Genomic DNA, 18,453 nt, shown 5'->3' with positions numbered 1-18,453 from the left:
GCCTAGAGCCCCCAGGCGGCGCATTTGCGGTCGATGGTCTTGCGCGAGACCCCCAGCTGCCGCGCCGCCTCGCTGCGGTTGCCACCCAGCGCCTCCAGCGCCTGCAGGATCTCGCGGCGCTCGACTTCCTCCAGCGGAGTGATGCCGGAGGGCGGCGGCGCGGGCGCCAGCGTGTCCAGCGGGAAGCTGCCGAAGATCAGCGAGCGTTCGATGAAATTGCGCAGCTCGCGGATGTTGCCCGGCCAGCCGTGGCGCAGCAGGGCCGATTTGACCGGCGCGGTCAGCTCCAGCGGCGGCAGCTGCATCTGGGCCGCCAGCTCGCCCAGGAACAGCTCCGCCAGCTCCAGCACATCGGTGTCGCGCTCGCACAGCGGCGGCATTTCGATCTCGACCACGTTGATGCGGAACAGCAGATCCTCGCGGAAGCGCCCCTGCGCCACCGCATCGGTCAGAGAACGGCTGGAGCTCATCGCGAAGCGCACGTCCAGCTGCACCAGCCGCTCGGTCCCGAGCGGGCGGATGCGACCGTCCTCCAGCACCCGCAAAAGCGCGGTCTGGGCGTTGGGGCTGAGCTCGCTGATCTCGTCAAAGAACACGGTGCCGCCCTGCGCCGAGGCGAGCAGCCCCTCGCGGCCCGCAGGCGCGCCGGGCACCGCGCCCGGCGCGTGGCCGAACAGCTCATACTCGATCATGTCGGCGGGGATGGCGCCGCATTGCACCGGAACGAACGGCCCGTCGGCGCGGGGGGAATGCGCGTGCAGATGCCGGGCCGCGACTTCCTTGCCGGTGCCGGAGGCGCCGGTGATCAGCACCGGCGTCATCAGCCCCTGCACCCGGCCCAGCAGATCGCGCACGCGGCCGATCGCCGCCGACTCGCCGATCAACTCCCGCCGCCGCCGCCGCCCGAGGCCGACGGTCTCCAGCTCGCGGCGCAGCAGCATGTTTTCCCGTTTCAGCCGGGCGGTTTCGATGCAGCGGCGCAGCGCGTTCAGGATCTGGTTGGAGCGGAACGGCTTGAGCACGAAGTCCGAGGCCCCGGCGCGCAGCGCATCGATCGCCGTCTGCAGGTCGGCATAAGCGGTGATCAGGATGGTGTCGGTGAACCCGCCCGCGCTGCGCTGCTCGGCCAGCCAGTCCAGCCCCTTCTGCCCCGGCATGATGTTGTCGAGTATCATCACGTCATACTGCTGCGCATCGAGGCAGGCACGGGCGGCTTCGGTGTTCTCGGCCTCGTCCACGCGCTGGCACAGGGGGCGCAGGGTCTTGACCAGGAAATTGCGCATGCCCGGCTCGTCATCGACGATCAGGATGCTGGCCTGCGCCAGCGGGTCGGTAAGCCGTGCCAAGTCTGCCTTTGTCATGCCTGTCGTTCTTTGATGGGACGACCGGGCCATGTGCCCCGCCTGCTGCGCATATTTATGAGAAGCTGAACCGGTTTCGTAAAGGTCGCACGTCACGGGCGCCCCAATAGCGTGCCGCGCCCGGAACTGGTCGCATTCGTTCAGTCCCTGTTCATCGCCACCTGCTAAGGCGGGCGGAACCGGTCCGAACAGGGCCGGACGTAGCCAGCCTCTCCGCAGGTCGGCGGCCGACGCTGAGGCATCTTGCCACTGCAGGATGGCTTGCAACCCGGTCCACCATGGTATACAGCCGCATACAATCAGCTTCCCGGACCTGTCAGCCCGTCTGCGGTCCGGGGCTCAAGCTTCATCTAACGCTTACTCGCCGGGATAGCCATGAGCCTCTATACAGATTATTTGAACGAGATCGAAACGCGCAAGGAACAGGGGCTGAGCCCCAAGCCCATCGACGATGGCGCACTGCTGGAGGAACTGGTTGCCCAGATCAAAGACCAGAACAGCGAGCACCGCGACGACTGCCTGAAGTTCTTCATCTACAACACCCTGCCCGGCACCACCGGCGCGGCCGGTGTCAAGGCCGCCTTCCTCAAGGACATCATCCTGGGCAAGGAAGAGGTCGCCGAGATTTCCGTCGAGTTCGCTTTTGAACTGCTGTCGCACATGAAGGGCGGCCCCTCGGTTCGGGTGCTGCTGGACCTGGCCCTGGGCGAGGATCAGGAGATTGCCAAGCAGGCCGCCGATGTTCTGAAGACCCAGGTCTTCCTCTACGAGGCTGACACCGACCGCCTGGAAGCAGCCTTCAAGGCAGGCAACCCGATCGCCCGCGAGATCCTGGAAAGCTACGCCGAGGCGGAGTTCTTCACCAAGCTGCCCGACATCGAGGAAGAGATCAAAGTGGTCACCTATATCGCCGGTGAAGGCGATATTTCCACCGACCTCCTGTCGCCCGGCAACCAGGCGCATTCGCGCTCGGACCGCGAACTGCACGGCAAGTGCATGATTTCCGAGAAGGCGCAGCAGGAAATCGAGGCGCTGAAGCTGCAGCACCCCGACAAGCGCGTGATGCTGGTCGCCGAGAAAGGCACCATGGGCGTTGGCTCGTCGCGGATGTCCGGCGTCAACAACGTGGCGCTGTGGACCGGCAAGCAGGCCAGCCCCTATGTGCCCTTCGTGAACTACGCGCCGATCGTCGCGGGCACCAACGGTATTTCCCCCATCTTCCTGACCACCGTCGGCGTGACCGGCGGCATCGGCCTTGACCTGAAGAACTGGGTCAAGAAGACCGGCGAGGATGGCGCGCCGATCCTGAACAACGACGGCAACCCGATCCTCGAGCAGAAATACTCGGTCGAAACCGGCACCGTCCTGACCATCAACACCAAGACCAAGAAGCTGTACAACGAAGACGGCACCAAGGAACTCGTCGACGTGGCAGGCGCCTTCACGCCGCAGAAGATGGAGTTCATGAAGGCGGGTGGCTCCTACGCCATCGTCTTTGGCAAAAAGCTGCAGACATTCGCCTGCGAAACCCTCGGCATCGAGCTGAAGTCGGCCTTCGCGCCGTCCAAGGAAGTCAGCCACGAGGGTCAGGGCCTGACCGCGGTCGAGAAGATCTTCAACCAGAACGCCCGCGGCACCACCCCGGGCAAGGTTCTGCACGCAGGCTCCGACGTGCGCGTCAAGGTCAACATCGTTGGCTCGCAGGACACCACCGGCCTGATGACCGCCCAGGAACTGGAAGCAATGGCCGCCACCGTGCTGTCGCCGACCGTCGACGGCGCCTATCAGTCCGGCTGCCACACCGCCTCGGTCTGGGACCAGAAGGCGCAGGCAAACACGCCGCGGCTGATGAAATTCATGAATGATTTCGGCCTGGTCACCGCCCGTGACCCCAAGGGCAAGTATCACGCGATGACCGACGTGATCCACAAGGTGCTGAACGACATCACCGTGGACGACTGGGCCATCATCATCGGTGGCGACAGCCACACCCGCATGTCCAAGGGCGTGGCCTTCGGCGCCGACTCCGGCACCGTGGCGCTGGCGCTGGCGACCGGCGAGGCGTCGATGCCGATCCCGGAATCGGTCAAGGTGACCTTCAAGGGCAAGATGGCCGACCACATGGACTTCCGCGACGTGGTGCATGCCACCCAGCTGCAGATGCTGGAACAGCACAGCGACAACGTCTTCCAGGGCCGCATCATCGAGGTGCACATCGGCACCCTGCTGGCCGACCAGGCCTTCACCTTCACCGACTGGACCGCGGAGATGAAGGCCAAGGCCTCGATCTGCATTTCCAACGATGAAACACTGATCGAAAGCCTGGAGCTGGCCAAGCACCGCATCCAGATCATGATCGACAAGGGCATGGAGCATGAAAACGGCATGCTGCACCGCCTGATCGGCCTGGCCGACAAGCGCATCGCCGAGATCCGCTCGGGTGAGAAGCCCGCGCTGGCGCCCGACGACAACGCCAAGTATTTCGCCGAAGTGGTGGTCGACCTCGACAAGATCAACGAGCCGATGATCGCCGACCCGGACGTCAACAACGCCGATGTCTCCAAGCGCTACACCCACGACACCATCCGCCCGATTTCCTACTACAAGGCGGAAAAGAAGGTCGACCTGGGCTTCGTCGGCTCCTGCATGGTCCACAAGGGCGACATCAAGATCGTCGCCCAGATGCTGAAGAACCTCGAAAAGGCCAACGGCAAGGTCGAGTTCAAGGCACCGCTGGTCGTGGCCGCGCCGACCTACAACATCATCGACGAGATGAAGGAAGAGGGCGACTGGGAAATCCTGCAGCGCTACTCCGGCTTTGAATTCGATGACTTCATGCCCAAGAGCAAGGCGCGTACCGAGTACGAGAACATCCTCTATCTCGAACGTCCGGGCTGTAACCTGTGCATGGGCAACCAGGAAAAGGCCGCCAAGGGCGACACCGTTCTGGCGACCTCCACCCGCCTGTTCCAGGGCCGCGTGGTGGAAGACAGCCCCGAGAAGAAAGGCGAGAGCCTGCTGGCCTCGACCCCGGTCGTGGTGCTGTCGGCGGTGCTCGGCCGCACGCCCACGCTGGAGGAGTACAAGGAGGCGGTCGAAGGGATCGACCTGACCAAATTCGCTCCGCCGCTGGAAATTCCGGGCACCACCCGCTCGGTCCACTTCTGATCCCGCGCGGCGGCGCCCCGATGCGCCGCCCGCCAAGCGGACAAACGAAAACCGGGCAGGTGACACCACCTGCCCGGTTTTTTTCGTGCCTCGCGCCGCCGGTCGAAACCGGGTCTGAACCGGGAAGGACGCCGCGGACGGCGCCCCGGATCGCCTAGGAATACTTCTTCTGCGATTTACCGCGGTAGGCGCGGGTGCCCGCCTTGCCCGCCGTGGAACGGCCGCGCGACTTGACCGCCGCGTCCGAGGCGGCCTCGATCGCGGATTGCCGCGCCAAGGGGTCGTCGGAGATGGCGAGGTCCACCGCCTCCAGCCGCTTGATTTCGTCGCGCAGGCGGGCGGCTTCCTCGAATTCCAGGTTCTCGGCCGCCTTGCGCATCTCCTCGCGCAGCCCCGCCAGATGCGCCTCCAGGTTGGCACCATGCATCGGCTTGTCGACGGTCGCGGTGACGCGGTTCATGTCGACATCGCCTTCGTACAGGCCCGCGAGGACGTCCTCGACGTTCTTCTTCACCGTTTCCGGCGTGATGCCGTGCTCAAGGTTGTAGGCGATCTGCTTTTCGCGGCGCCGGTTGGTTTCGTTGATCGCACGCTCCATCGACCCCGTGATGCGATCGGCATACATGATGACCCGCCCCTCGGCGTTCCGCGCCGCGCGGCCGATGGTCTGGATCAGCGAGGTTTCCGAGCGCAGGAAGCCTTCCTTGTCGGCATCCAGAATGGCGACAAGCCCACATTCGGGAATGTCGAGCCCCTCGCGCAGCAGGTTGATGCCGATCAGCACGTCAAAGGCCCCAAGACGCAGGTCGCGCAGGATCTCGATCCGCTCCAGCGTGTCGATGTCGGAGTGCATGTAGCGCACCTTGATGCCCTGCTCGTGCAGGTATTCCGTCAGATCCTCGGCCATGCGCTTGGTCAGCGTGGTGACCAGCGTGCGGAAGCCGTTGGCGGAGACCTTGCGGATCTCGTCCAGCAGATCATCCACCTGCATCTCGACCGGGCGGATCTCCACCTCCGGATCCAGAAGCCCGGTGGGCCGGATCACCTGTTCAGTGAACACGCCGCCTGCCTGCTCCAGCTCCCAATCCGCCGGGGTCGCCGAGACAAAGACCGACTGCGGCCGCATCGCGTCCCATTCCTCGAACTTCAGCGGCCGGTTGTCCATGCAGCTGGGCAGGCGGAAGCCGTGCTCCGCCAGGGTGAACTTGCGCCGGTGGTCGCCCTTGTACATGCCGCCGATCTGCGGCACGGAGACATGGGATTCATCCGCAAAAACAATGGCATTGTCGGGGATGAACTCGAACAGGGTCGGCGGCGGCTCCCCCGGGGCCCGTCCCGTCAGGTAGCGCGAGTAGTTCTCGATCCCGTTGCAATGGCCGGTCGCTTCCAGCATCTCGATGTCGAAGTTGCAGCGCTGCTCCAGCCGCTGCGCCTCCAGCAGCTTGCCTTCCGCGGTCAGCTGCTCGAGCCGCTGTTTCAGCTCCTCCTTGATCGAGATGATCGCCTGCCGCAGGGTCGGCTTGGGCGTCACGTAGTGCGAATTCGCATAGACGCGGATCTGGTCGAAGCTGCCGGTCTTCTCCCCCGTGAGCGGGTCGAACTCGGTGATCGTCTCCAGCTCCTCGCCGAAGAACGACAGTTTCCACGCCCGGTCCTCAAGGTGGGCCGGGAAGATCTCCAGCGTATCGCCACGCACCCGGAAGGAGCCGCGCTGGAACGCCTGGTCGTTGCGCTTGTATTGCTGGGCAACCAGATCCGCCATGATCTGGCGCTGGTCGTACATCTCCCCCGCCTTCAGGTCCTGCGTCATCGCCGAGTAGGTCTCGACCGAGCCGATGCCATAGATGCAGGACACCGAGGCGATGATGATCACGTCGTCACGTTCCAAGAGCGCCCGGGTGGCCGAGTGGCGCATCCGGTCGATCTGTTCGTTGATCTGGCTTTCCTTCTCGATGAAAGTATCCGAGCGCGGCACATAGGCTTCGGGCTGGTAGTAGTCGTAGAAGGAGACAAAGTATTCCACCGCGTTGTCCGGGAAGAAACCCTTGAACTCGCCATAAAGCTGCGCCGCCAGCGTCTTGTTGGGGGCAAGGATGATCGCCGGGCGCTGGGTTTCCTCGATCACCTTGGCCATGGTGAAGGTCTTGCCGGTACCGGTGGCCCCCAAGAGCACCTGGTTGCGCTCGCCCTCCAGCACGCCCTGCGACAGTTCGCGGATCGCGGTGGGCTGGTCGCCCGCCGGTTCAAAAGAGGTGTGCATCACGAAGCGCTTGCCGCCCTCCAGCTTGGGCCGCTGCTGCGGCGCGCGCTGGGTCATCATCGGCATCGACTTGTCGGAATGGGCATAGGGCATCAGGTGTCTCCGTGGGGCTGGCGCAGATTTTGGTCTGTTTTTGTTCCGGTTCAAGGGCCAAGTGAAGAAAACCCCGGCAAACAGCTGTGGCGCCGCTGCAAATCCCGCCAAACCGCGGCATTTGCCACCTTGCCGCAGGGCGGCTTCCAGCGCATAAATGCGCGGACATCAGGACTCACCGTTGCAGATCATCAGGAGACAGCCCATGCAAGCGCGGATCTACCGGCCAGCACGCAATGCCATGACCTCGGGCATGGCCAAGACGCGGAAATGGGTTCTGGAATTTGCCCCCACCTCGGCCCGCGAAGTCGACCCGCTGATGGGCTGGACCTCCTCCTCCGACACGCAAAGCCAGGTGCGGCTGCGCTTTGACACCAAGGAGGCGGCGCTGGAATATGCCGCCGATCACGGGATCGACGCCCAGGTGATCGAGCCGAAGACACGCAAGCCCAACATCCGCCCCGGCGGCTATGGCGACAACTTCGCCACCTCGCGCCGCGGTCCCTGGACGCACTGAGGGGCACACCCCCGGCATCGACCTGCGGCCGGATGGGCCAAAGATCACGGTCGGCGCAGGATCGGTCAGGGATGTCGGAATGACACGCAAGGGCGCCCAGCGGGTGCCCTTTTTGCTGTGCAGTGCAGATCGGGCAATCCATGGCCTGACGAACGCCGCGGATGCACATACGGGAAAGGGCAGCACCGGGTGCCGCCCTTCCTTCACGTTTCGTGATGCCTCAGTTCCGCAGCGTGAGCGCCGGATTGTGAGCGAAGAAGTTGAACGGCATGATATGCACCGTCTTCCATTCGGTCGACATCACCGGCCAGTCCTCCATCCGCGGAATATGATGGAACCCGGCCGTGAACCACGAGACAATATCCTGCCCCATCAGCGACTTGTCTTCCTTCACCCACTCCGCCAGCGTATCGGACCCGTCGCTCTGCACCGCGTATTTGCCACCGGCATACCGCTGCTCGGGATCGTAGACCGTGGTCCAGGAGGAATACTCGATATAGGCGTTGCGCTTCATCGGCGGGTCGTTCTCAAAATCGAAGGGACCATAGGCAAGCGAGCCGTGATGGATCATCCAGCCCGGTGTCTGGCCCAGGTAGCCTTCGCGCTGCGGGTTGGAGATATGGACATGCTTGGGTTTCATCGAGCTGAACCGGTAGCGGGCGTCCATTTCGCTGTCCGGCATCACGTGTTTCCACGTCCACATTGACCGGCGCGGGCTGTCTTCGGGCACTTCGGCGGGGACGATCTCCATTGTTCCGACCTGGTTGATCGGCTGGTCAATGTCGAAATCGATGCGGAAGTTGAAGTAGTGGTCGTGATTGGCCGCAACCAGGTTGGGCGCGATCAGGGTCCCATACCGGGTGTCCTCGGCCGCGGTGGCGTCGTTCATCGAGGTCGAGGCCACGCCTTTAACAGCATCCAGGCCGGTGGCTCCGATCTTGATGAAGATCTGCCCGTCCTGCTTCAGGCGGTAGTCGATGAGGTAGTCATAGTTGCCGACCTCCGACGCGGTGCGCACCACCAGTTCGGTTTCCGGCCGCCCCTCGGTCGGCACGAATTCCTCCGGGGTCTGGGCGAAGATCTCGAAATGCCGCCAGGCCGGGTCGCCAATGTTCCGCTCGAAGATGCAGATGGCGTCCGGGATTTCCAGCGGGTTGCCCGCGTCATCGGCAATCAGGGCAGGCAGGAAGGTGGCGTATTCGGGACAGTCCACGCCGGCCCGCAGCGGGGTCAGGAACAGGCCAAAGCCGTATTCGCCGCTGTCCATGTAGGTGCGCCAGTACCAGCCTTCGGTCGGGTCCATATAGGGCACGAAGACTTCGGACAGGTGGGTTTGGTAGATCACCGAGCGCCAGTTGCCCTGGTCGTTCACGTCCAGGTTGGAAAGCACCAGCCCGGGGCGCTTGTCGATCCGGTAGTTGAAACGCCAGATATCCCATTCCACGTGGCTGCCAGTGATCTTGAAGTTCGGATCGCCCTCCTGAACGAGCTTGGCCGGGTTGCTTTCCGGGCGCAGCGGCAGGCGTTCCGCGACTTCCGCCTCGGTGTAGCCCCAGGCGTCCTGTGGCACCGGAACAACCCCGGTGTCGACCACCTCGACAACCTCCTGCTTGCCGATGTCGTAGACCGCGAACAGACCTTCGAGGGGCTTGGCGTAGAAATTGGAGCCGGTCGGGTTCTGGTAGCAGGGCACCTTCATCAGGCGCGAGCCGTCGAACTCGGGCGTCAGGAAGTTCCCGGCGGTCAGCGGCAGGCAAAAGGCATCCTCGGGGGTGAGCCCGCGCGCGGACAGCGCTTCGGCCATGTCCGGGTGGCCGAGCGCCCCTTCCAATGCGCCGATGAACTCCGCAAAGAGAACCATCGGCTGGCCGGATCCGGTGATGGCGGCATTGCTCTCGACCACGCCCTGGGTGATGTTCACGACCGCTTCGCTGAAGCCATCCTCTGTGGTGAATTGCACCGTCGCCTTGCGGTCCAGCGCATCCCCCTCATTCCACGCAAGAACCTCCGCCTTGGGCGGCTCTTTCAACTCGATGAGCGGGAACAGCGTCTCCTCGGTGACGGTGCCGCTCTCCTTCAGGATTTGATTGATCTTCTGATATTCTTCGCCGGTCAGCCCATCCAGCGGATGCGCCAGCGCGCCACCGGCGAGAAGCGCCGCCAGGGCGCTGGATGCAATAGTCTTGTTGAACGACATGTTGCCTCTCCTGTTTGAATTATTGTTCAGCTGAAAACCGTCTGAATGTCGGTGTATTCGGCCAGGCCTTCCTCTGCGAACTCGACCCCGAGCCCCGAGGATTTCACGCCGCCGAACGGCGCATTCGGCTGGATGGCACCATGCTTGTTGATCCAGACCGAGCCGCATTCCAGCTGCAGGGCCACCGCCTTCGCGGCCTCCGGGTCCGAGGACCAGACCGATCCGCCCAACCCGTTGGGACTGTCATTGGCAGCGGCAATCGCCGCGTCGACATCGCTGTAGCTGATCACCGGCAGCGCCGGTCCGAACTGCTCTTCATCGACCAGCGGATCGCCGTTTTTCAGGCCCGAGATGATGGTCGGCGGAAAGAACAGCCCCGCGCCCGGCGCGCCCCCCAACAGCACGGTGCCGCGCTCCTTCGCATCGGCGACCAGGCGGCTCACCTTGTCGAACTGCATGCGGTTCTGCACCGGGCCGAGGATGGAAGTCTCGTCGCGACCATCGCCAACCGGAATGTTGCGGGCAAATTCCACCAGCGCCGCGCACACCGCATCATGAATGCTTTCATGCACGTACAGCCGCTTCATCGCCGCGCAGGTCTGGCCATTGTTGATGAACGCGCCCCAGAACAACCCCTCGGCGATCGCCTGCGGGTCCGCATCCGGCAGGACGATGCCGGCATCATTGCCGCCCAGTTCCAGCGTCAGCCGTTTCATGGTCTGCGCCGCGGATGCCATGACCTTCTGTCCGGTGGCGCAAGAGCCCGTGAAGACGACCTTGCGGATGTTCGGATGCGCGGACATCGCAGCGCCGAGGTTCTCGGCCTGATCGTCGCCGGTCACCACGTTGACAACACCGGCCGGCAGCACCTCGTTGATGATCTGCACCAGCCGCAGGGTCGACAGCGGCGTATTGGGGGAGGGTTTGATGACAACGGTGTTGCCGGTGCGCAGGGCCGGCATGATGTGCCAGATGGCGATCATCACCGGGAAGTTCCACGGCGTGATGGAGCCAACGACCCCCAGCGGCTTGCGACGCAGCTCGACCCGGCCCTCGGCATTGTCCTGCAACACCTTGACCTGCAGCGACAGGCCAGCCGTGTAACCAGCCCAGGCCGCCGCCCCTCCCATTTCCCAGCGCGATCCAAGCCCGTTCAGGGGCTTGCCCTGCTCGGTGGTGATGATCTGCGCCAGCTCTTCGGCATGCTCCCCGATCTTGGCGGCGACGGCTTCGCACATGGCCTGCAACTCGGCATCGGGTTTGCGCGACCAGTCCCTGAAGGCCGTCTTTGCCGCGGCAACGGCCGCGTCCAGCTCGGCCAGTCCGGCATTCGGCGCCAATCCGGCGGCGGTGCCGGTTGCCGGGTTCATGACCTCGAAACGGCGCGCGGTCTTCACAGGCGCGCCGCCTATGGTCAGATCGAATTCGATCATCTTAGTCCTCCCTGGTGATCAGAGCCTGCGCTGTTGCAGGCGGCTCCTCAGGAGGCAGAATAACTGACCGCGCGGTCGAATCTTGGACGGGAACGCCAGAGGTTATGGCTCAGAGCGCCACGTTCTTCCGGACATCCCCCGGAGACGCGCCAAATCTTTCGCGGAAAGCCCGGTAGAAATAAGAGAGATCGTTGAAGCCGCAATCATAGGCCACTGCCGCGATGGTCTGGGTGCCCGATCCGTCGCCGAGCGCATTCAACCGCGCCCGCGCGGACTCGAGACGGACGGATAGAATGCGTTTGCTGGCCGTCTCGCCAATCTGGCCAAAGTGCCGCTGCAACGTCCGCGGCGAGACCTGCAACTGATCCGCAAGCTCCTGCGGGCCAAAAGCAGGATCATTGGCGTTGCGATCAATGACCGCCAGCGCGCGCGACAGGACCGAGTTGGCGGCGGCGCTGCTCTTGGCCTCCTGGTGTTCAACACAGTGGAAATAGGCGCCCAGCAGGCTCAGGAAGGCGTCGCCCAGGCTGGGGGCCACGGCCGCGCTGTCCTCGGTGAAAATCTTTGCCAGCACCGCGCGCATCGACAGGAACAGGGGATCGGAGCGGTCAATCCCGATCCCGCCAAGGCATACGTCACCGAATCGGTGCAGCATTTCCTCGCGCGGCAGATGGATCGAAATCTGCCGTGAATGCATGCCGTCGTAGAAGAACTCGGAACTGCGCGAGCTATCCACCAGATACATGTCGCCCGGAGTCAGGAGCACGGTTTCATCGTTCTGGTGGATCCGGCACCGCCCCTTGTCCTGGATCAACAGGAACAGATGCTCGCCCGGGTCGGAACGGATCATCCGCCGGTCGCGAAAAACCCTTTGGGCGTCGAGGGATACGATCGCCGTCTCAAATCGTGACACGCGCATCGTCGAGACATCTCCGTCCACCTGCCCGCGCGCCGCGGCAACGGGTTCGATCGCAAACCGGCCACAAACGGTTTCGATGTCGCGCGCGAAAGACTCCACGGCGCGGGGCCTCGGGTCTGCCCGGCACAGCGGTGCATTGGAGAGGCCTGCTGTGGACTGATACATGTGGGCGTCTTCTCCTCCGCGAGCCGCTTCAGACCAAAGGTTAGCCAGCTTTTCGCCCAACGGTAAAGGATTGCGCGCGGCCGCAGCGCCGCCCCCTACATCACGCTGCCACCGGCCGCGCCAGTTTCGGTCAAGGCTAGCGGCCTGTGCTGGCGTGGTTTCCTGGCTGAAGGGGGGCATGCCGGTTGATACCGCCGCCCCCAAGGCCACCGGCGGCTTCATGCCCGATCCTGGTCCGCTCGCGCTGCGGCTTGTTTCAAGCCCCCATTTGCGATAGGATTTATTATTGAAAATCAATGGAAAACGCAGAAGATTGGCGCCACCTTGCCCCAGACACCCACGATGAACGGTTTCGAGATCCGCCGGGCCAGCCCGTCCGATCCCGCCGCCGCGGCGCTGATCCGGCGACACCTGTCGCAGATGGCGGCGCAATCGCCTGAAGACAGCTGCCACGCGCTTGACGCCAGCGGACTGGAAGGCCCGGATGTGCGGTTCTTCCTGCTCTACCGGGGCACCGAGGCTGTGGCGATGGGCGCACTGAAACGGCTGGATGTCGCCAGTTTCGAGCTGAAGTCGATGCACACCGCCGCCGAGGCCCGCGGCAGCGGTGCCGGACGGGCGATGCTGACCCATCTTCTCGACCTTGCCCGCGCCGAAGGCGGCACCGACATCTATCTCGAGACCGGCTCCACCGCGGATTTCCTGCCATCTCGCAGTCTCTACGGCTCGATGGGGTTTCGCGAATGCGCGGCTTTTGGCGACTATGCGCCTGATCCGTGGTCCGTCTTTATGCACCTCGACCTGCGCGGCACCGCTTGACCCCCGCAACGCGCATGGCATAACAGGCTGCAAGCGGTCCCTTAGCTCAACTGGATAGAGCAGCTGACTTCTAATCAGCAGGTTGAGGGTTCGAGTCCTTCAGGGATCGCCAGGCTCCATTCAGTTGGCAAGACGCATCAGCCCGCGGGTTTGACTGCGGGGTCTGTGCGGATCTGCCGGGCGGGAATGTCTTCAAGATCGCCCGGATAGAGATCCGCAAATCGAGTGGAGACCACAATGTCGCTCTGCTCGGTCTTGCAAAAGCTTTCCAGACGGGCCACCTCGTTCGCCGCGGGGCCGATGACAGTGAAATCGAGCCGCCGATCAGTCCCGACGTTGCCGTACATCAGCGTTCCCGCATGCAGCGCGACGCCGAATCTGATCTCGCTCTGCCCGTTCTGCCGCCGCGCGCGGTTTTCGCCAGAGGTGCGCGCATGCGCCTCCCGCGCCGCGCAGAGGGCCGCGCGGCACATGTCCTCGGCTGGCCTCTGGCTGTCCTCAAACGGGAAAATAGCCAGCACGGCGTCGCCGATGAACTTCAGCACCTCGCCTCCGTGATCCAGCACCGCCCCGGCGGTGCAATCGAAGTAGGTGTTGAGCAGCGACAGGTAGTCATCCATGCTCAGGGTTTCGGCAAGCCGGGTCGACTGGCGCAGATCGGACAGCCAGATCACGCAGTCGATCTTCCTGCCGCTGCCGCGTTCGATCAGCCCCTGCAGCACCCGCCGGCTCGAATGCGCGCCGAGATAGGTCTGCAGCAGGGTGCCCGTCAGCATGTGGCGCGATTTGCTTTTGATGACCATGCTGAGCACGGTGGACAGATTGAACAGATGCGCAATCTCCCGGTCGTGAAAGCCGCTGGTGCGGCGGGTCGCAAAGGAACCGAGCGCGCCCTCCATCCCCTGCGGCAGCCCGTTCCACAGGCTGAGGTCGCGGCGCCCGAAATCGCGGTAGAACACCAGGTAATCGGTCACATTGGACGCGCGCAGCTGTTTCAGCAGAGGGTATTCCCCCGGGTCCGCCGCCTGGTCGAGACGGAAGCGCTGGTATCTGATCCCGTGCAACGCGGCCTGGAAAAAGGGCGAGTTCCGGAACTCCGCCGAATCGAACTTGCTGCGCGGCTGCACCGTTTCCGTGACCCGGTCGGACTGCGAGTCCCAGGCGGTGTCAATCGCACCAAAAACCGGATGCAGGAACAGCCCGCCGGTGCTGATGCGGTGAACGGGCACGCCTCCGGCCAGCAGCCGCCGACCGAGCCCTCCAAGAATGTCGCCGAAAGCGGCATCGCCCAGGCCCTCTTCGATCAGCCAATTGGCGATCCCGTCGAACAGCTGCGACGGGGCGCAGGCCGCAGGGGCCAGAATTTCCGCGGCACGGACCTGGTCCGCCGCCGGGGCACCCGAAAAACCGTCAGCCACGGTACCAGCCGCGCTGGCGCGGCCGTTTCCCGTCCCGATGTGTCTTTCCGCGGCCATCGGCGCCCCCGCACCTATCCGGCAGTCGTGCTGCCTCATTCTTCGGTGGGCCGCAGCGTCCGTGCGCCGCGACCTCCGCAAGCCAGCCTATCATGCAAAGGGCGATTTGTCGCCTCGCGCCCCGCCCCCGCGCTTACGGCGCGGCCGGGCCGCCGCCTGCCGCCGCGGGATGCGCCGGACGGCAGGGCAAGGACGAAACGAGTGCGGGCTCAGGCGGCCTGGTCCACCACCTGTTCCAGACCGGTATCGACCAGCGCGCCGTGCAGCACCTCGATCGCGCGGTCGGCGTCGTCGCGGGCCACCGCGAACTGGATATCGACGTTGCGCGGGGTCTGATGGGCGGCGATCACCTCGATGCCCGCGCGCTCCAGCGCCTGCAGGCCGCTGCTGAAGGCATGCAGCCCGGTCAGGTCGCGGCCGATGGCCGACACGATCGCCATGCTGCGCACGCTGATGTCGGCCGAGGGATAGGTCTTTTCCAGCTCCGCCACCACGCGGCGCACCGATTTCAGCGGCGCCTCGACATAATGGGTGATGGTGTTCGCGTTCGAGGTCTTCGACACGATCCGCACGTTGAAGCGGCGCAGCGCCTCCAGCGCATTGGCGTCATAACCCTTGACGCCGACCATGTCCTGCTCGAACAGCTCCAGCGCCACCACGTTCAGGCCGGTGACGATCTCCACCGCCGGGGTGTCCGCCGGGGCGTCATCGATCAGCGTGCCCGGATCATCCGGGTCAAAGGCATTGGTGACGCGCAGCGGGATATTCGCCTGGCGCAGGGTCTTGGCGGCATTCGGATGGATCGCCTCCATCCCCATGTTCGACAGCTGGTCGGCGACGTCATAGTTGGTGTGCCCCAGCTTGCGCACCGCCCCTTCGCCCACCAGGCCGGGATCGGCCGAGGACAGGTGGAATTCCTTGTGGATGATCGCCTCTTTCGCGCCGGTGAAATCCGCCAGCGACGAGAAGGTGACCTCGGAATAGCCGCGGTCGTATTCCTGCATCAGCCCCTCGCGGCACTGCGCATAGCCGGTGACGATGGGCAGCTCGCGGGTCAGATCGATGCCGTCCATGGCGCCGGCGATGCGTTCCTGCAGGGTGCATTCGGTCTCGTCGCGCCAGCCGGACAGGTCGACAAAACGCGCGTTCACGCCCTTGCGCTGCAGCAGCAGCGTGGTGACAAACGCGGAATGCGCCTCGCCCAGACCCGACAGCAGCTCGCGCACGATCTGCATATGCGCCGACAGGCGGAAATGCCCGTAGGAGCACAGGCGGCGCAGGTCGAACAGCACGCTGCGTGCGCCCTCGATGCGCTCGCGCACGAAATCCTCCGCCAGCGAGCGGTCGGCGGACTCGTCCAGCACCGCGTCATGCGCTTCGCACATGGCGGTGGCGACGCGGGTCAGCGCATCCAGCCAGGAATGGTCGTTGTCGTCGTTGTTGAACAGCGCAAAGACCCCCGGCTCGCCGGTTTTCTTGTGCTCCAGCAGCAGGTTGGTGATGCCACCAAAGGCGGAGACGACGAAGATCCGGTGATACAGATCCTCCCCCTTGCGGTCGCCGATGATCAGCGTGCCGGTCAGTTCCGACAGGCGGCTCATCGAGGTGCCGCCGATCTTTTCGACAGTATGGTCAGGTAATGTCACGGGATGTGTCCCCCGGGCCTTGCCCGGGGCCTCCATTCAGGTTTCGAGCAGCGCGTAGGAGCCGTCTTCCCGGTGCACTTCCTTGCCCGTCACCGGGGGGTTGAACACGCAGGCCATGACCAGCTGCTCTTCGGCGCGCAGGATGTGGCGGTCGTGCTCGTTCAGCGCGTACATGACGCCGGGGGTGATCTCGTGGGTCTCCCCGGTAGCCAGATCGGTGATCGAGCCCTTGCCCTGCATGCAATAGACGCTCTCGAAGTGGTTCTTGTACTCGAAGGTGTGCTCCGAGCCGCTCTCCAGCGTGGTGATGTGGAAGGAAAAGCCCATACCGTCATCGGCCAGCAGCATCCGCACCGAGGTCCACTGGGCGTCGGACACCACGCGGGACTTTTCGTTTTCCACGATCTTGTTGAAATCTCTCACGATCATCGGTCTGTTACTCCGCTGCGATTTTCTTGCTCTGGTCGGCCAGCACCTCGCGGGCGGCCTCCATCAGGATGTCAAAGCCCTTGGTGAAGGTCTCTGCCGGGGTGGTGATCGGTGCCAGCACCTTGACCACCTGGTCCTCGTTGCCCGAGGTCTCGATGATCAGCCCCTTCTCGAAGGCACGGGCGCAGATCTCGCCCGCCAGCTCGCCAGAGCCGACATCAACGCCCTGCATCAGACCGCGGCCCTTCAGCCGCGCGCCGGGAACCAGGGCGGCCAGGTCGGACAGGCGCGTGCGCACCAGCGCTTCCTTTTCGACCAGTTCGGCCTGGAAGGCGCCGTCGGCCCAGAACTTCTCGATTGCCACGCGGGCGGTGACAAAGGCATGTGTGTTGCCGCGGAAGGTGCCGTTGTGCTCGGCGGGGCCGAACACGTCGTGCTCCGGGCGCACCAGCATCAGCGCCATCGGCAGGCCGTAGCCCGACACCGATTTCGCCATCGTCACGATATCCGGGGTGACGCCCATCTCCTCGAACGAGAAGAAGGTGCCGGTGCGGCCGCAGCCCGCCTGGATGTCGTCGATGATCAGCAGCGCGCCGTGGTCGCGGGCCAGCTTGGCGATGCGCTGCACCCATTCGGCGCTGGCGGCGTTCAGGCCGCCCTCGCCCTGCACGGTCTCCAACAGGATCGCGGCCGGTGCGTCGATACCGCTGGAGGCATCCGCCAGCATCGCCTCGAGGAAATCGGCCGTGTCGCAACCGCCGGCCATGTAACCATCGAACGGCATCCGGGTCACGCCGTTCAGCGTGGTGCCCGCGCCGCCGCGGTGATAGCCGTTGCCGGTCGCGGCCAGCGCGCCCAAGGTGACGCCGTGAAAGCCGTTGGTGAAAGCCACCACGTTGTTGCGGCCGGTCACCTTGCGCGCGGTCTTGATCGCCGCCTCGACGGCGTTGGCACCGGTCGGGCCGGTGAACATGACCTTGTGGTCCATGCCGCGCGGTTCCAGGATGTGGCGCTCGAAGGCCGCCAGGAAGTCGGCCTTGGTGTCGGTGTGCAGGTCCAGCCCGTGCGCCAGCCCGTCCCCGGAGATATGCTCGATCAGCGCGGCCTTCATGTCGGGGTCGTTGTGGCCGTAGTTCAGCGAGGAGCACCCCGCCAGGAAGTCGATGTAGCTGCGCCCGTCGGCGTCGGTCATTTCCGAGCCTTGCGCAGAGGTGAACACCGTGTCGAAGCCGCGGCAATAGCTGCGGGCCTCGGATTCGCGGCGTTTGAAAACAGAGATTTCGGCTGACGTGTCAGTCGGCATTTCAGATCCTTTTGGGATTGGTGAAAAGAAGGTGGGAGAGCAGGCGCCGCCGCAGCCCGGAGGGCCGCAGGCAGCACGCCGGCAGTCAGGCCACGGCTGTTACGCCGCTTTGCGCATCCGCTCGCCCAGGTCGATCGTGACCATGTGTTCGGTGTTGTGAAGTTCGCGGAAATGCTCCGCTTTCTTGAAATGGGCCTCCGAGTCGATCGCCGCCTCGTGGCCCTTGGCAAACTTGCGGAACAACGCCCAGGAGGCGTCGTTATCGGCGGTGATGGTGGTCTGCATCCGCTTCACGTCGGCGCAGGCCTTGCGCTTGAGAAGCGCATTCAGCATCTGCGTGCCCAGCCCCAGGCCACGGGCCTTCGGGGACACCGCCACCTGCCAGACAAACAGGGTTTCCGGGTCATTGGGCACCAGGTAGGCGGAGATCCAGCCGACGATTTCCCCGTCCAGTTCAGCCACCACGCAGGTGTCGCTGAAATGGTCGCACTGCAGCAGGTTGCAGTACATCGAGTTCTCATCAAGCGGTTTGCACGCACGCACCAGCTCCCAGATATCCGCGCCGTCTTCGGCCACGGGCGCCCTCAGGGCGGGTGCGGCTTTGCGGAACAACTCCAACGTCTTTGCCATTGGGCTATGAACCTCCAAATTGCTTTGGCTATCTAAGT

13 protein-coding genes and 1 tRNA gene are annotated in these 18,453 nt (G+C 64.3%); 4 read left to right on the top strand and 10 right to left on the bottom strand.

What is annotated here, in order from left to right; all coding sequences use genetic code 11:
* Positions 1-2: 2 nt before the first annotated feature.
* Positions 3-1,361 (bottom strand): sigma-54-dependent transcriptional regulator, encoded by a 1,359-nt coding sequence (locus tag ACZ52D_RS09655; RefSeq protein ID WP_464441178.1) that lies wholly within the window; start codon positions 1,359-1,361, stop codon positions 3-5.
* 375 nt (positions 1,362-1,736) lie between these two features.
* On the opposite strand from ACZ52D_RS09655, the gene ACZ52D_RS09650 reads away from it, so the two are divergent.
* On the top strand, positions 1,737-4,529 hold the full coding sequence (locus tag ACZ52D_RS09650; protein WP_464441177.1) for a bifunctional aconitate hydratase 2/2-methylisocitrate dehydratase: 2,793 nt from the start codon (positions 1,737-1,739) through the stop codon (positions 4,527-4,529).
* Positions 4,530-4,683: 154 nt separating this feature from the next.
* On the opposite strand, the gene uvrB is transcribed toward ACZ52D_RS09650, so the two are convergent.
* Positions 4,684-6,882, bottom strand: coding sequence for an excinuclease ABC subunit UvrB (gene uvrB, locus ACZ52D_RS09645; protein ID WP_369925083.1), 2,199 nt, complete (start codon positions 6,880-6,882; stop codon positions 4,684-4,686).
* Between the two features lie 205 nt (positions 6,883-7,087).
* Between uvrB and ACZ52D_RS09640 the strand changes: the two genes are divergently transcribed.
* Positions 7,088-7,399: an ETC complex I subunit gene (locus tag ACZ52D_RS09640; protein ID WP_222456560.1), complete on the top strand. Its 312-nt coding sequence runs from the start codon at positions 7,088-7,090 to the stop codon at positions 7,397-7,399.
* 220 nt (positions 7,400-7,619) lie between these two features.
* Here ACZ52D_RS09640 and ACZ52D_RS09635 read toward each other — a convergent pair whose 3' ends face one another.
* The 3 genes from ACZ52D_RS09635 to ACZ52D_RS09625 all read right to left on the bottom strand — a co-directional run bounded on the left by ACZ52D_RS09635 (position 7,620) and on the right by ACZ52D_RS09625 (position 12,113).
* Positions 7,620-9,596, bottom strand: coding sequence for a copper amine oxidase (locus tag ACZ52D_RS09635; protein WP_464441176.1), 1,977 nt, complete (start codon positions 9,594-9,596; stop codon positions 7,620-7,622).
* 26 nt (positions 9,597-9,622) lie between these two features.
* The gene (locus ACZ52D_RS09630) at positions 9,623-11,029 is read right to left on the bottom strand and encodes an aldehyde dehydrogenase family protein (protein WP_464441175.1); all 1,407 of its coding nucleotides are present in this window, start codon (positions 11,027-11,029) and stop codon (positions 9,623-9,625) included.
* A 109-nt stretch (positions 11,030-11,138) separates the two neighbouring features.
* Entirely contained in the window at positions 11,139-12,113 is a 975-nt protein-coding gene (locus ACZ52D_RS09625) for a helix-turn-helix domain-containing protein (RefSeq protein ID WP_464441174.1), read from the bottom strand.
* A 324-nt stretch (positions 12,114-12,437) separates the two neighbouring features.
* Between ACZ52D_RS09625 and ACZ52D_RS09620 the strand changes: the two genes are divergently transcribed.
* Together ACZ52D_RS09620 and ACZ52D_RS09615 are read left to right on the top strand one after the other, a co-directional pair.
* A complete protein-coding gene (locus ACZ52D_RS09620) occupies positions 12,438-12,932 on the top strand; it encodes a GNAT family N-acetyltransferase (RefSeq protein ID WP_464441173.1) in 495 nt (164 codons plus the stop codon).
* Positions 12,933-12,967: 35 nt separating this feature from the next.
* Positions 12,968-13,044 (top strand) — tRNA-Arg (locus tag ACZ52D_RS09615).
* A gap of 25 nt (positions 13,045-13,069) precedes the next feature.
* Here the strand turns inward: ACZ52D_RS09615 and ACZ52D_RS09610 are convergent.
* The 5 genes from ACZ52D_RS09610 to ectA all read right to left on the bottom strand — a co-directional run bounded on the left by ACZ52D_RS09610 (position 13,070) and on the right by ectA (position 18,415).
* Complete coding sequence (locus ACZ52D_RS09610; RefSeq protein ID WP_464441172.1) at positions 13,070-14,407, bottom strand: adenylate/guanylate cyclase domain-containing protein; 1,338 nt, start codon at positions 14,405-14,407, stop codon at positions 13,070-13,072.
* 209 nt (positions 14,408-14,616) lie between these two features.
* Positions 14,617-16,053 (bottom strand): aspartate kinase, encoded by a 1,437-nt coding sequence (locus ACZ52D_RS09605; RefSeq protein ID WP_464441171.1) that lies wholly within the window; start codon positions 16,051-16,053, stop codon positions 14,617-14,619.
* 36 nt (positions 16,054-16,089) lie between these two features.
* Positions 16,090-16,482 carry an ectoine synthase gene (locus ACZ52D_RS09600; protein WP_222456469.1) on the bottom strand — a complete coding sequence of 131 codons (393 nt, stop codon included), beginning with the start codon at positions 16,480-16,482 and terminating at the stop codon, positions 16,090-16,092.
* A gap of 7 nt (positions 16,483-16,489) precedes the next feature.
* A complete protein-coding gene (gene ectB / locus ACZ52D_RS09595) occupies positions 16,490-17,785 on the bottom strand; it encodes a diaminobutyrate--2-oxoglutarate transaminase (protein WP_464441170.1) in 1,296 nt (431 codons plus the stop codon).
* Between the two features lie 99 nt (positions 17,786-17,884).
* The gene (gene ectA, locus ACZ52D_RS09590) at positions 17,885-18,415 is read right to left on the bottom strand and encodes a diaminobutyrate acetyltransferase (RefSeq protein WP_464441169.1); all 531 of its coding nucleotides are present in this window, start codon (positions 18,413-18,415) and stop codon (positions 17,885-17,887) included.
* Positions 18,416-18,453 lie beyond the last annotated feature (38 nt).

The sequence above is a fragment of the Leisingera sp. S2M4 genome (assembly GCF_055398055.1).
This window is presented reverse-complemented; position numbering and strand designations above follow the sequence as displayed.